The organism is Micromonospora rubida, from assembly GCF_009908295.1.
In the GTDB taxonomy this organism is placed as follows: Bacteria; Actinomycetota; Actinomycetes; order Mycobacteriales; family Micromonosporaceae; genus Micromonospora; species Micromonospora rubida.
This window is the reverse complement of record NZ_JAAALO010000011.1, coordinates 1-12,897: the sequence shown is the minus strand read 5'-3', so window position 1 is coordinate 12,897 and position 12,897 is coordinate 1. Positions and strand designations below refer to the sequence as shown.

Sequence of the window (12,897 nt, the reverse complement as noted above, 5' to 3'; positions counted from 1 at the left end):
TGGTAGAGCCCGCACTACCGCGCCAGGATCGGTCATTGGCCTACCATGGCGGGGTGCGAAGAGGCGGCGAGATGCGAAGCCGGACCGCCTGGCAGGCGATGGCCCTGCATCCAGTCGGATTCCTTGCCTCGGCCTGGCCCTGGCGAGCCCTGCTCTACCTGCTCTCGGGCGTACTCGCCGGCGCCCTCACGATGTGCCTGTTCGTCGCGGTGGTCACCGTCGGCATTCTCACCGTCGTCGTGATCGTCGGGGTCGTGCTGTTGTTGGCCGCCGCGCTGATGGGACTGCCCTTCGCGCGCCTGGAGCGGCAGCGGCTGCGGCTGGTGGACCTGGACGGAATCCAGGATCCGCACCGGCCACCGGAGGAGTCGGGGCTGCGCGCATGGTTGCGTACCCGGCTGAAGGAGTCGGCGACCTGGCGCGAACTGATCCTGATGGTGATCTCGCTGACCGCGCTCTGGTGGGTCGACGTCGCCGTACTCGGCTTGGCCTTTGTGGTGCCGGCACTGTGCATCGGCGCGCCGATCGACGATCCGTACGCCTGGCCCTGGGCCGTGCTGGGCGTACTGCTGCTGCTCGCCGCACCCTATTCGTTGACCGCCTGGGCGGGTGCCCGCGCGACACTGTGCCGGATTGTCCTCGCGCCTCGGGACGACGAAGTCGACCCGAACCTGAAAGAGATCACCGAGTCACGAGCGCGGCTGCTCGACGCGTTCGAGGCCGAGCGGGCGCGCATCGAGCGCGACCTGCACGACGGCGCTCAGCAGCGGCTCGTCTCGCTCAGCGTGATGCTGGGCCTGATGACCCTGGACGTGCCCGAGAACTCCTCGCTCCACCGCGAGATCGGGTCGGCGCAGGAGCAGCTCGCCCTGGCGTTGGCCGACCTGCGCCACTTGGTCCGCGGGCTGAACCCGCAGGTGCTCGCCGACAACGGGCTGGTAGCCGCGCTCGAGGAGGTGGCCAGCCGGTTCTCGGTGCCGGTCTCGCTCGACCTGCGGCTCGCCGGACGGCTGCCGCAGCCTGTCGAAACCGCTGCTTACTATGCCGTCACCGAGGCGCTGGCCAATGTGGCCAAGCACAGCCGGGCCGATCGGGTCGAGCTGATCGGGCGGCACCACGCCGACATTCTGGTCTTGGAGGTCAGGGACAATGGTGTGGGCGGCGCGGATGCCTCCGCCGGGACCGGGCTGACTGGGCTCGCGGACCGCCTGGCCGTGCTGGATGGGCGCATGCGGGTGTCCAGCCCGCCGGGCGGTCCGACTCTCGTACTGATGGAGATTCCATGCCCCTTCGGGTGACACTTGCCGAGGACTCCGCTCTCTTTCGGGAGGGCCTGGTGAGCATCCTCGGCCGATTTGGGCACGAGGTTATCGACGCGGTGGCGGACGCCGACGCGCTGGCCGACGCCGTCCAGGCCCGGCGCCCGGACATCATCATCACCGACGTCCGGATGCCGCCGGGCAACGCCAACGACGGGCTGCGAGCCGCCGTACAGCTCCGTCGGTCCAACCCCGGCCTGCCCGTGTTGGTCCTCAGCCAGTACGTAGACCAGTCGTACGCGGCACAGTTGCTGGATTCCGACAACGGCGAGGGCGTCGGCTACCTCCTGAAGGACCGGGTCGGCGCGGTCGTGGAGTTCAACGCTGCGGTGGAACAGGTCTCGGCCGGGGAGACGGTCGTCGATCCCGAGGTGGTCCGCCAGCTGATCAGTCGGCGGCCGGATCCGAGGCAGCGGCTGACCGCCCGCGAGCTCGAGGTCCTCGCGCTGATGGCGGAGGGCCGCTCCAACGACACCATCGGCAAGCGGCTGCACGTCACGGACGCGGCGGTCAACAAGCACATCGGCAACATCTTCAGCAAACTTGACCTGCCGGCCGCGATGGACGGCCACCGGCGGGTGCTCGCGGTGCTGGCCTACCTGCGGAGCTGAGCCGCAGGGTCACCGACCTCGGCCTGGCTGCCCAGCCGCGAGATCGCAGAACTCGCCGTCGAAGAAGAGCAGCGGCTCGCCCGCGTCGGGAGTGTGGTGGACCGCGACTACCTGGCCGATCAGGATCGTATGGTCGCCGCCCGGTATCACGTCCCGGACGACCGAGTCGATCCACGCGAGGGCGCCGTTAATACGCGGTGTGCCGGTGACCGGCGACGCCTGCCAACTCACCCCGGCGAACTTGTCCGGCCGGGAGGTCGCGAAGCGACGCCCCAACGCTTCCTGCCGTGCGCTGAGGATGTTGGTCCCGAACGAGCCGGCCCGCACGATGCGCGGCAGGCTGCGGCCGCGGTTCGAGCTGGACACCATGACCAGTGGCGGGTCGAGGGACAGCGACGTGAACGACTGGCAGGTGAAACCGACGGGCTCCTCGTCAAGGGCGGTGACGACGGTTACGCCGGTGCAGAACCGGCCCATCGTCCGACGGAATTCCCGCTCGTCGACCTCGGGCGCTCGCGCTGCGATAGGTGGAACAGCCCCGGCTGCGGTCTCCATGGCCGCGACGGTGCGCGGCCTCTCTATAACTCGCCTATAGCGTCAGCCGGCGGGAACCTATAGGAACGCGATATCCCGCCCACGGACTCTTCGCCGAGTAAGCCGCGACGCCGTCTGCGAAGGGTGAGTCGATTGTCAGCGATCCTTGCTGGTCACCAGGCCGGGCCCGGCGCCGATGAACTCGAGCGCCGGCTCGGCGATCCGTGGGATCCGGACAATCCGCTTGGCTTCGACCGGATCCTGCTGCCACGTCACCCTGGCCATGCTCGCCCTCGCCGTCCTGACCATCCTCACCGCCACCGCCCAGCAATCCCACGCTGACACGGAGATGATCGCGTTGCCCGTCGCCGAGATCCGCCGACGCCAGTCCTTTGATCAACCCATGAAGCTGGCCGCCTGCGCGGAAATGAGCTTCACTCGAGACCATCGCCGCTGACGATGAAGAGCGCGCGCGGTTGAAGCCCGCAGTCGACGACCTCCGCAGCTCACTGAGCCATTCCGCGCCAGGCCAAGGTGAACGATGAATCTCTCGCCGCGTCACGCTGAGGAGCCTCTCGTGCCGACCGGATCCCGGGCGGTCAGCCCGGGACCCTTCAGGTAGCCTGATTTTCAGGCGAGTGGAATAGCGCCGATAAGGCGCAACCCGTGTTGGGTATCGGTTCGTGTCGATCCTCGGACACAAGCATGTTTTATCTGTGCAACGTATGACGTAGCGGTGGTCAAGTATGCTTGACCACCGCCAAAATCCCTCCAAGACGGAGCCCAGCACTGCTCGTAGTGGCAGGCTGGGTGCGAGAGCTGCGACGTCGCGCGCCAGCTCATCGGTCATCCCCGCTGTTGTTGTGCCTGGTCAGCCGAGCGGCGCACGCGGTGTTCCTCGCTCACCTGCCGCGGCGATGAAGCGGCCACCGCTACCGCTTCCGAGCCTTGCCGTCACCCGCAGTCGCGTGGCTGTTTACGGCCTGGTCACGCTCAATGCGCACGGTCGAATCGCTGATCGGTCGGCGATGAAGGTGCTCCAGTGGGTTCCCGGTCTGCGATTGAGTATCAGGGAGCGCCGTGGGCTGATTGTGGTGTCTGCTGATCAGCAAGGCGTCTTCAAGGTGACAAAGGAAGGTCACGTCCGGCTGCCGGCGGTGGTCCGTCAGTGGTGCGGCCTTGCCGCCGGCGACCGCGTGTTCATCGTGGCTGAACCAGCCAGCAGACGCCTGGTGGTTCACCCGCCGGCAAAGCTCGACGAGATGATTGCGCAGGCTCACGATGCGGTGTTCGGGGGCGAGCATGAGTGATGCTGCGGCGAATCGTGCTGAACTGGACGCAGCTCGGCTGCTCCTTGCCCGGATGGGTATCTCGCCTGCTGATCTTCTGGAAGCTGCGGTGGCTCGTCCTCCGTCGCCGGCCTTCGCCGAATACGTCCCTGTAGTGGCGGCTGCGGTCACTGTAGGTACGCGCCGCGCCTACGGCTCCTACTGGAAGCGTGTCGTGGAGCACTGGGGGCAGCGGAGACTGGACGAGCCCACACCGTCGGAGATTGAGCACTTGGCGGAATACGTCAAGACGCACGTTGTGGCGCGGCGGAATGCCCGCGGAGGTCGAAGCGCAGCAGAGCACCTTATCGCCGCCCTGCGTTGTCTCTACAAGAGGGCGGTCGTGCGACGAGCATCCGCGTTTCGCACCCGCGGCGGCTATCCGTCGTACGACGGCGGCCGCGCCAGGCCTCCTGCTTGGCGCGGTTGCCGCACAGGCGCATCGAGCACCACTTGCCGGCGCCGGAGCGTGAGGTGCCGTAGAACACCCAGCGGCAGGCGTCGCTCGTGCACCGTGAGCCGGGGCCAGGTGCCGGCTGCTTGTGGACCGGTTCCGGTGCGGCCGGCTACGCCTGATGATCGGCGCCCTCGGTCAGGTACCGGTAGGCGCGCCGGTCACCGGGGCGGCACATGCGGTGCCATCCCGGCGAGCAGGCGGCAGCCAACCGGGTTTACCAGGATCGTGGAATCGGGTCTGCTAGCCCGTCGAGTGCAGTGGCGGCCGGTTCTACGGCACCGGGACACCGTCGCAGCCCTGATCGATTCGGCCCGTGGCGAAGTACGACACCATTTCGGCAGCGCAGTCCGGCACTCTCAGGACCGATCCGTGCACATCGTCGTCGACGGTGAACATCGTGCCACCGACGGCGGCGCGCATCTGCGGCGTCCACTCGTACGGGGATCCGGCTTCGTAGCGGTGTCCGGCCAGCACCAGCGACCCCGCGGCGGGTCGTAGCTGGACTTCCCGGCCCGGCAGCGGCCAGCCGGCGCACCCGGCGGAGAACACGGTGGCCCGACCGGTCACCGGGTTCTGTTCGAGGCGCTGCTGGTACTCGGCCCAGGCGGTGGCGAAGTCAAACCGAGCGGGGTCCTCGTTGCAGACGGTTGCCTTTTGCATCGTTGGGTTGAAAACCTCCGGTGCGCCCGGTGGGATCATGCGCGGGCGTGCACTGAAGATCTCCCTGACCGTGGGCGGTGCGGTGGTGCCAGTCCAGCCCCGCAACTCGGCAAGCGCCTGGCTGACCCGCGTCCAGTCCCGTGAGTCCTGGCCGGCCAGTCGCGCGACCATTGCACCGTCCGCGGGCCGGCTCAGGTCGGTGTACTGCTTCGGGTTTGTGTCGTAGGCGCGAACGAGCTCTAAAATCGCGGCCCGTACCTGCCCGGCGGAGGTACCGAAGCCATACGTGTCGTGGCGCGACGCGATCCATGCCGCGAGGCGCGAGAATCGGCGCTCGACGGCTGCGGCGCGGCCGTCGTCGAACGAGTCCACGCTGAACTCCGGAGACGCCACACTGTCCAGAAACATGCGCCCCACGCTGCCGGGGAAGTTGCTGCGATACACCGCGCCGAGCCAGGTGCCCCAGGACACGCCGAGGAAGTTGAGCTTCCGCTCCCTCAAAGCGACCCGGACGCGTTCGAGGTCGCGGGCAACGTTCACCGTGGTGAGCTGACCGAGGATGTCGGGATCGGACTGCCCGCACGCAGCGTTGCCGGCCACCTCGGCGTCGTAGTTGGCCCTGGCCGCCGCCTCGGTCAGGGGCCCTGACGTCGGTGGCCCGCCCGGTCCCGCGTTCGTGCACCTGACCTTGGTGCTGTAGCCGGTCCCGCGCGGATCGAAGCCGATCAGGTCGTACCGGTCGCCCAGTCGCGCGCTTTCCTGGTTCGTCATCATGAAGTCGAGGGGCGTGAGGTATCCGCCGGCGCCCGGCCCGCCCGGGTTGACCGCGATGCTGCCCAACCGACGCGTCTGGTACGCCGCCCTGAGCCGCGTGATCGCGACGGTGATCTGCCGGCCTTGCGGCTGGCGGTAGTCCAACGGGACGCCGACCGTGCCACAGTCCATCCGGTTCAGCAGGGCGCGGAACTCCGGTATCCGTTCGTCGGGGACGTCGCGGGACCGAAGCACCTCGTCGGAGTAGGTGGGGCAGGGCTGCCAGTCGACCGTAGGCTCGGCATGTCGCGCCGCCTCCGCGGCGGGCGAGCCGGCGACCAGCCATGCCAGCGCGCCAGCAGCCACCGCTACCGCCGCGACTACCTTCCGGCCGGCGCGGCGACCGACGGTGCCTTCCTTTTCGTCCTCCATCACGTTGGCGAGTACCGGCTTCGGTGTTTGGGTGGCCGTCGTTGTGGCCTTGGTCGTGGTCATGGCGAACAGACTGGTGGTAGGGGCGTTGCCCGGGCATGAACGGAAGCGTTAACGCCCCTGTTGCGGCCGACCTGCTATGACTTGGACCCATGCGAGTGCTGGTGGCGGAGGACGAGCGGGATCTGGCCGATCTGGTGGCCGTGGGGCTGCGCCGGCATGGATGGCGCCCTCACGACGCACGTCAGCCGAGTGCTGTCCGAGATGGGCCTGCGCGATCGTGTACGGGCCGTCGTCTACGCCTACAAATGCGGCCTGACACGCGCCTGAGCCGCTCCTGTTCCGGCGAGGGCGGGGAACCGTACGGTCAATTCAAGTCCGCCGCCGGGATTGGGCCGGGCGTCGAGGGTGGCGTGGTGGGCTTGGGCGATCGAGGCGACGATGGACAGCCCGAGGCCGGCGCCGTCAGTGGCTCGGGTGCGGGTATGGAGTCTGCGGAACGGTAGGAACAGTTCGGTGATCCGTTCCGCTGGTACGTCGGGGCCGGTATTGCGGACGGTCAGGGTGCCGGTCTCGGTGAGGTTGACGTGGACGGTTCCGTCGGGGTGGTTGTACTTCACCGCGTTCTGGAAAAGGTTGGTCAGGAGCCTGTGGAGCAGCACCGGGTCGCCTGGGACAGTGGCCGGCTGGGTATCCAGGGTGACGATGATGCCGTCCGGGACCATCTCGTCGGCCGCTTGGCGGGTCAGCAGGTCGAGGGCCACCGGTTGGGTGGTGTCCAGGCCGTGTTCGGCCTGGGCGAGGAGCAGTAGCGAGTCGATCAGCCGTTCGGTGCGCTGGTTGGCGGTCAGCAGTTTCTGCCGTACCTCGGTGAGGTGGTCCGGTAGCCGGTCGTCCAGCCCGATCTGGATCGCTGCCCGCTGGGTGGCTAGTGGGGTGCGCAGTTCGTGGGCGGCGTTGGCGATGAAACGCCGCTGGCTGTCCACTGATCGTTCCAGCCGTTCCAGCATCGCGTCGAAGGTGTCGGCGAGGTCTCTGAGCTCGTCGTGGGGACCGGTCAGGGCGATCCGCTCGTGCAGGTTGGACAGGGAGAGCCGGTGCGCGGTGGCGGTGATGTGCCGCAGTGGGCGCAGCAGTCGTCCGGCCAGCCACCACCCTGCTGCCACCGAGACGACTGTGAGCACGGCGATCGTGATGGTCGTGACAGTCCATTGGTAATGCAGCACCGCGTCAGGCAGACGGCTTACGTCCTTCGCGTAGTAGTTTCCCGAACCAGGTGCGGCGTCCAGAGGCATCCAGGGAAGCGCGCGAGACTTCGTGCCGACGACCTGACGTTTCAGCATGTTGCTGATCAGCAGGTTCACCACGGTGAGCGCGATCGTCATGGTGACCAGGAACAGGCCGGTATACAGGACGGTGAGGCGCATCCGCATCGTGCCGAGCCGCCGCGCCAGAGGTTGCCAGGTACGACCGGTCACAGCAGGTATCCGGCGCCTGGCACGGTCCGAATGCAGGGCGGGTCGCCGAGCTTGGCACGCAGCCGGCTGACGATGACGCGCACCACACTGGAGAACGAGTCGACGTGTTCGTCCCACGCCGACTCCAGCAGCGTCTCGGTGCTCACGACTGCCCCGTTCGCCCGCATCAATACCTCCAGTACGGCGTATTCCTTCAGCGACAGCCGCAGAAAGCGGCCGTCGCGGGACGCCTGCAGACGGTAGGTGTCCAGCACGATGCCGTGCCGCTCCAGCATTGGCGGCTGCAACGCCTCGCTGCGCCGCCCCAAGGCCTGCACCCGCGCCACCAATTCGGTGTAGTCGAAGGGTTTGGGTAGGTAGTCGTCGGCGCCCAAACCCAAGCCGGCAACCCGCTCAGGCACCGACGCGGCCGCGGTCAGCATCAGGATGCGGGTACGGGCCCCGGCCCGCACCAGGTCCCGGCAGATCACATCGCCGTGCACCTCGGGCAGGTCCCGGTCCAGCACCAGCACGTCGTAGTCGTTGACGGCCAGCCGTTCCGCCGCGGCGGCGCCGTCATAGGCCACGTCGACCGCCATGGCGTGCCGGCGCAGCCCCACGGCCACCAGATCGGCCAGATCCCGCTCGTCCTCCGCCACCAGCACTCGCATGGGTCCAAGTCATAGCAGGTCGGCCGCAACAGGGGCGTTAACGCTTCCGTTCATGCCCGGGCAACGCCCCTACCACCAGTCTGTTCGCCATGACCACGACCAAGGCCACAACGACGGCCACCCACGCACCGAAGCCGGTACTCGCCAACGTGATGGAAGACGACATGTTGGGCACCGCCGGCCGGATTCCGGACCGGAAGCGGCGGTTGCACCGGGCCAATGCGACGGCCGTCCTGCTGACGATCGTCGCGCTGGCCGCCGCGGCCTGCTCCAGCAGCGGCGATTCGGGCAACACGGCGACGACCGGGGCTTCCGGGGCCGGTTCGGCACCCGACAGTGTGGGCTTTGCCACGTGCATGCGTGAGAACGGCCTTCCAAGCTTTCCGGACCCCCAGCCCGGAAAGGGCATGGGAGACGGGATCGACGTCAACTCTGAAGCGTTCAAGAAGGCGATGAACGCCTGTAAGCAGCTCATGCCGGTTGGTGATCCGCAGGCGGGCACCCAGAATCAGTGGTCCTCGTCGGACAAGCTCAAGTACGCCCAGTGCATGCGGGAAAACGGTGTGCCGAGCTTTCCGGACCCCGCTGCGGACGGCGGTTTCAAACTCGACACCGACCCCAACTTTCCGCAGTTCAAGGCGGCAGAGACCGCCTGCGCGAAGTACCAGCCGGAGAGCATGCGGAACCAGACCCCCAAGAAGCCGGGCGGCGGGTCGTGAGTACGACGCAGATCTCGGTGGAAGACGCGGACGTCAGCCCGGCCGGTGGGAAGGGCCGACGTCCGCGCCCCGGACGCCGTGGGCGGCGTGGATGGGTGACGACGGTTGTCGTGGTGGCCCTGGTCGCGGTCGCTACGGGGATCGTGATCGTCGTCACCGACCCGTTCGGCGGCCGGACGAAGAACACGTCGACCGAAAGCACCGCCTCGACCGGGTTGGCGCAGGTGACCAAGGGAACCCTGTCCGCCCGTACCCAGGAGAACGGGACGCTGGGCTACGGGGGTGACTACCAGGTGGTCAACAAGGCCAGTGGCACGGTCACCAGGCTGCCGAACGTTGGCGACGTGGTCGGTCAGGGCAAGGCGCTCTACCTGGTCGACGGGAAGCCGGTGATCCTGCTGCAGGGCGGCGTGCCGGCCTATCGGGACTTGGACTGGGGCACGGAGGGTGCTGACGTTCGGCAGTTGAACGCCACGCTCGTCGCCCTCGGATACGCCACCAAGGACGAGATCGCCCCGGGTTCGGACTACTTCGGCCGGCAGACCTACAACGCCCTCAAGGAACTGCAAGACGACGTGGGCCTCGGCGAGACCGGACGACTGCCGCTCGGGCAGGCGGTGTTCGTGCCGGCCAAGGAGATCAGGATCACCAAGGTGACCGCGGTACGCGGTGGTTCGGCAGCGCCCGGCGCCGCGGTCCTGCAGGCCTCCTCGACCCAGCGGCAGGTGGCCGTCTTGCTGAACGCAAGCCAGCAGTCAGACGTCAAGGTCGGTGACAAGGTCACCATCTCACTGCCCACCGGCAGGACCACGCCCGGTGTGGTCTCGTCGGTCGGGAAGGTGGCGACGAAGAGGGACAGCAAAACCACCGTTGACGTGTATGTCACGCCGTCGAAGCCGGAGGAGACCGGACAGCTCGACCAGGCACCGGTACTGGTGTCCATCATTTCCGAGACGGTGGAGGACGTGCTGTCAGTGCCGGTTAACGCGCTGCTGGCGATGGCCGGCGGAGGGTACGCGGTCGAGGTGGTTGAGGCCGCTGGTGCGCATCGCCTGATCCCGGTGACAACGGGGTTGTTCGACACCAGCGTCGGGAAGGTCGAGGTCACGGGTGACGGCCTAACGGCGGGCCAGAACATCGTGGTGCCGGCCTCATGACCGGCCTGGACAGCCCGACAGTGGCCACGCAGACAAGGGCGGCCGGTGGTGGCCGACACACTGGTTGGCCGGTCCTGCAACTGGACGAGGTGACCAAGATTTACCCCGGAGCGACGCCGGTGGTGGCGCTGGACAAGGCCAGCTTCACCATTCACCGGGGCGAGCTGGTGGCGATCGTGGGCCCATCGGGCTCGGGAAAGTCGACCCTGTTACAGGTGATGGGCACCCTGGACCGTCCCACGTCGGGGACGGTCCGGATCGTCGGCGACGACGTCGCCAAGATGTCGGACCGGGCTTTGGCGGGACTGCGGGCCACCCGGATCGGGTTCGTGTTCCAGCAGTTCTTCCTGGCCCAACACGCCACCGCCCTGGAGAACGTCGCCGACGGGCTGCTGTACTCATGTGTCAGGCAGGGTGCACGGCTGGCGGCCGCGGCCGAGGCACTGGCCCGGGTCGGGCTGAGTCATCGGGTCGATCACCGTCCGCCGGAACTGTCGGGAGGTGAACGACAGCGGGTCGCGATCGCCCGGGCCCTGGTCGGCAACCCGGCGATCGTGCTGGCCGACGAACCCACCGGCAACCTCGACAGTGTCTCCGGAGTGGCGATCTTCAAGCTGCTCACGGAGCTCAACGCCGAGGGCACCACCATCATCATGATCACCCATGATCGTGAACTGGCCGCACGGCTGCCGCGCCGCATCGAGGTCCTCGACGGCCAGATCGTCGCCGACGTCAGCTCGGCGGAGCAGCCGCTGTCCACCGAAAGGCACCTGCCATGACAACCACGGCTCCCGCTCCTGGGCGGCTGCATCCGGCCGACCTGGCCCGGACCGCCAGCGTGGGGCTGCGCAACAGGCGGATGCGGGCCGTACTGTCAGCGCTGGGCATCGCCATCGGCGTCGCGGCGATGGTCGCGGTGATGGGGTTGTCCGCCTCGTCCCAGGCCGGGCTGCTAGCCGAGATCGACAAACTGGGTACCAATCTGCTCAAGGTCACCCCGGGCCAGAGCCTGGGCGGCGGCGACGCCACGCTGCCCCTCGACGCTCCGGCGATGATCGCCCGGATCGGCCCGGTCGAAACGGCCCAGAGCACCGGTAGCACCAAGGCCAACGCCTACCGCAGCCCGTACATCCCGAGCATCAACACCAACTCACTCACGGTCAACGCCGCGAGCCTGGACCTGCCCGCCGCAGTACGCACGACCATCGCCCAGGGCAGATACCTCAACGCCGCCACCGCCGAGCAACCGGTCGCCGTACTCGGCTCGGTCGCCGCCGCCCGACTGGGCATCGCCCAGATCCACCTAGACGAACGTATCTGGGTCGGCGGGCAGTGGTTCTACGTCGCGGGGATCCTCAATCCCGTGGCACTAACCCCCGAACTCGACGAATCGGTCCTGGTCGGCTACCCGGCCGCGCAGAAATACCTGCACTTCGACGGCCATCCCTCCACCATCTACGTGCGGGCCCAGACCGAGCATGTCAATGACGTCTACAGCGTGCTGGCCGCGACGGCCAACCCGGAAAACGCCAGTGAGGTCAGCGTCAGCCGGCCCTCAGCCGCTCTCGTGGCCCGCGCCGCGGCCCAGTCCGCGCTCAACGGCCTGTTCCTCGGGCTCGGAGCGGTGGCCCTGCTCGTCGGCGGTATCGGAGTCGCCAACACCATGGTCATCTCCGTCCTCGAGCGCCGATCTGAGATCGGACTGCGGCGCGCGCTCGGCGCTACCAAGGGCCACATCCGCCTCCAGTTCCTGTCCGAGGCGATCCTGCTCGCCGCGCTCGGCGGCGCCGCTGGAGTGGCGATGGGCACAACGGCCACAGCGATCTACGCCGGTGTCAAAGGCTGGGCCACAGTAGTTCCGCCGCTCGCCTGGGCAGGAGGGCTCGGTGCGGCCATAGCCATCGGCGCCATCGCCGGACTGCTCCCCGCGCTCCGCGCGGCCCGCATGCAACCCACCGAGGCACTCCGCATCGCCTGAATCAAACGCCCGGCTGCCCGGCGTCGCGGCGAAGGATCGCCGCGTGCCGGGCAGCCGGCACGCCGCCGACGACGACGAGGCCCGATGGGACCCCAGCGGACAGGACGAGACGTAGGACACGCTCGTCGGACGAGCACCCACCGAGCACCCCAACGTCCACAAGGGACGAAAAATGATGAAGGCGCCTGACCCACGTTTCCACAGGCCAGGCACCTTTTGATCTTGTGCGTCCGAAGGGACTCGAACCCCTAACCTTCTGATCCGTAGTCCGAAGCCTGGAGCGTATACTTCTACAACTGGCACTTTGTCAAAAACTCGTCCGAGCGCAAGCCCCGAATCCATCCGCGTTCTCGCAGTTCCACGCCGTGCGCGCGGAACTCATCCTGACCCGTCGATGTACAAGTAGATGTCGCGCTTACGCCGAGTCCCCGTGCATACAGAGGGAGTGTGTCGATGATTTCGGCTCTGGCTCGCTTTCGGTGGTCACAGAAAGTAGTTCCGACGGCAACAGTTCGATATTGCAGGTCAGGCAGGCTGCGGGCGTGTCCAGCCACTCGGCGAGCCGCAGTTGTAGATTCTTCCCCGAAGCTGACCAGCTCAGAGAAACGCCAGCACATGAGGGCAATCCCGGGGCATCTCTGCCTACTACCGAATGTCACCACCGAAAGTGAGCCAGAGCCGAAATCACGCAGTCCCCAACCCGAACTACCCGCGAGCACAACTCACAAAATGTGTGCCTGAGCCAGTTTTCAGGCGGAACCGACAGGCCGGATGCCAACCATTCCGTGGCGCACGGAGCGGGCCGCAAGATGTCGCGCGCC

The 12,897-nt window shown here is 67.6% G+C and carries 12 protein-coding genes and 2 pseudogenes; 9 read left to right on the top strand and 5 right to left on the bottom strand.

The features are described from left to right. Positions 1–53 precede the first annotated feature (53 nt). Together GVV04_RS28185 and GVV04_RS28180 are read left to right on the top strand one after the other, a co-directional pair. A complete protein-coding gene (locus tag GVV04_RS28185) occupies positions 54–1,298 on the top strand; it encodes a sensor histidine kinase (protein WP_161692040.1) in 1,245 nt (414 codons plus the stop codon). Then, positions 1,295–1,930: a response regulator gene (locus GVV04_RS28180; RefSeq protein WP_161692136.1), complete on the top strand. Its 636-nt coding sequence runs from the start codon at positions 1,295–1,297 to the stop codon at positions 1,928–1,930. The genes GVV04_RS28185 and GVV04_RS28180 overlap by 4 nt, the downstream gene beginning before the upstream one ends. A gap of 9 nt (positions 1,931–1,939) precedes the next feature. Here GVV04_RS28180 and GVV04_RS28175 read toward each other — a convergent pair whose 3' ends face one another. Further along, complete coding sequence (locus tag GVV04_RS28175) at positions 1,940–2,485, bottom strand: flavin reductase family protein (RefSeq protein WP_161692039.1); 546 nt, start codon at positions 2,483–2,485, stop codon at positions 1,940–1,942. Between the two features lie 262 nt (positions 2,486–2,747). On the opposite strand from GVV04_RS28175, the gene GVV04_RS32435 reads away from it, so the two are divergent. Both GVV04_RS32435 and GVV04_RS28165 read left to right on the top strand, forming a co-directional pair. Continuing rightward, positions 2,748–2,921, top strand: coding sequence for a hypothetical protein (locus GVV04_RS32435; RefSeq protein WP_201754336.1), 174 nt, complete (start codon positions 2,748–2,750; stop codon positions 2,919–2,921). 511 nt (positions 2,922–3,432) lie between these two features. Further along, positions 3,433–3,774, top strand: a complete 342-nt coding sequence (locus GVV04_RS28165) for an AbrB/MazE/SpoVT family DNA-binding domain-containing protein (RefSeq protein ID WP_328822617.1) — start codon at positions 3,433–3,435, stop codon at positions 3,772–3,774. Between the two features lie 323 nt (positions 3,775–4,097). Here the strand turns inward: GVV04_RS28165 and GVV04_RS34885 are convergent. Together GVV04_RS34885 and GVV04_RS28155 are read right to left on the bottom strand one after the other, a co-directional pair. Continuing rightward, positions 4,098–4,295, bottom strand: a pseudogene (locus tag GVV04_RS34885) (CGNR zinc finger domain-containing protein); the annotation flags it as partial. A gap of 224 nt (positions 4,296–4,519) precedes the next feature. Further along, entirely contained in the window at positions 4,520–6,157 is a 1,638-nt protein-coding gene (locus GVV04_RS28155) for an alpha/beta fold hydrolase (RefSeq protein ID WP_201754301.1), read from the bottom strand. Between the two features lie 171 nt (positions 6,158–6,328). Here GVV04_RS28155 and GVV04_RS34615 point away from each other — a divergent pair. Further along, positions 6,329–6,424 (top strand): annotated as a pseudogene (locus GVV04_RS34615) (DNA-binding response regulator); the annotation flags it as partial. Here the strand turns inward: GVV04_RS34615 and GVV04_RS28150 are convergent. Then, positions 6,397–7,572 (bottom strand): sensor histidine kinase, encoded by a 1,176-nt coding sequence (locus GVV04_RS28150; protein ID WP_201754300.1) that lies wholly within the window; start codon positions 7,570–7,572, stop codon positions 6,397–6,399. The pseudogene GVV04_RS34615 and the gene GVV04_RS28150 sit on opposite strands and share 28 nt — an antisense overlap. Continuing rightward, a complete protein-coding gene (locus GVV04_RS28145) occupies positions 7,569–8,222 on the bottom strand; it encodes a response regulator transcription factor (RefSeq protein WP_161692036.1) in 654 nt (217 codons plus the stop codon). Before GVV04_RS28145 ends, GVV04_RS28150 begins: the two co-directional genes overlap by 4 nt. A gap of 89 nt (positions 8,223–8,311) precedes the next feature. On the opposite strand from GVV04_RS28145, the gene GVV04_RS28140 reads away from it, so the two are divergent. From GVV04_RS28140 to GVV04_RS28125, 4 genes are all read left to right on the top strand, one after another. Further along, positions 8,312–8,941, top strand: a complete 630-nt coding sequence (locus GVV04_RS28140; protein ID WP_161692035.1) for a hypothetical protein — start codon at positions 8,312–8,314, stop codon at positions 8,939–8,941. A gap of 95 nt (positions 8,942–9,036) precedes the next feature. Continuing rightward, positions 9,037–10,098: a peptidoglycan-binding protein gene (locus GVV04_RS28135; protein WP_161692034.1), complete on the top strand. Its 1,062-nt coding sequence runs from the start codon at positions 9,037–9,039 to the stop codon at positions 10,096–10,098. 89 nt (positions 10,099–10,187) lie between these two features. Further along, positions 10,188–10,877, top strand: coding sequence for an ABC transporter ATP-binding protein (locus GVV04_RS28130; protein WP_328822615.1), 690 nt, complete (start codon positions 10,188–10,190; stop codon positions 10,875–10,877). Then, positions 10,874–12,076 (top strand): ABC transporter permease, encoded by a 1,203-nt coding sequence (locus GVV04_RS28125; RefSeq protein ID WP_161692032.1) that lies wholly within the window; start codon positions 10,874–10,876, stop codon positions 12,074–12,076. The genes GVV04_RS28130 and GVV04_RS28125 overlap by 4 nt, the downstream gene beginning before the upstream one ends. Positions 12,077–12,897 lie beyond the last annotated feature (821 nt).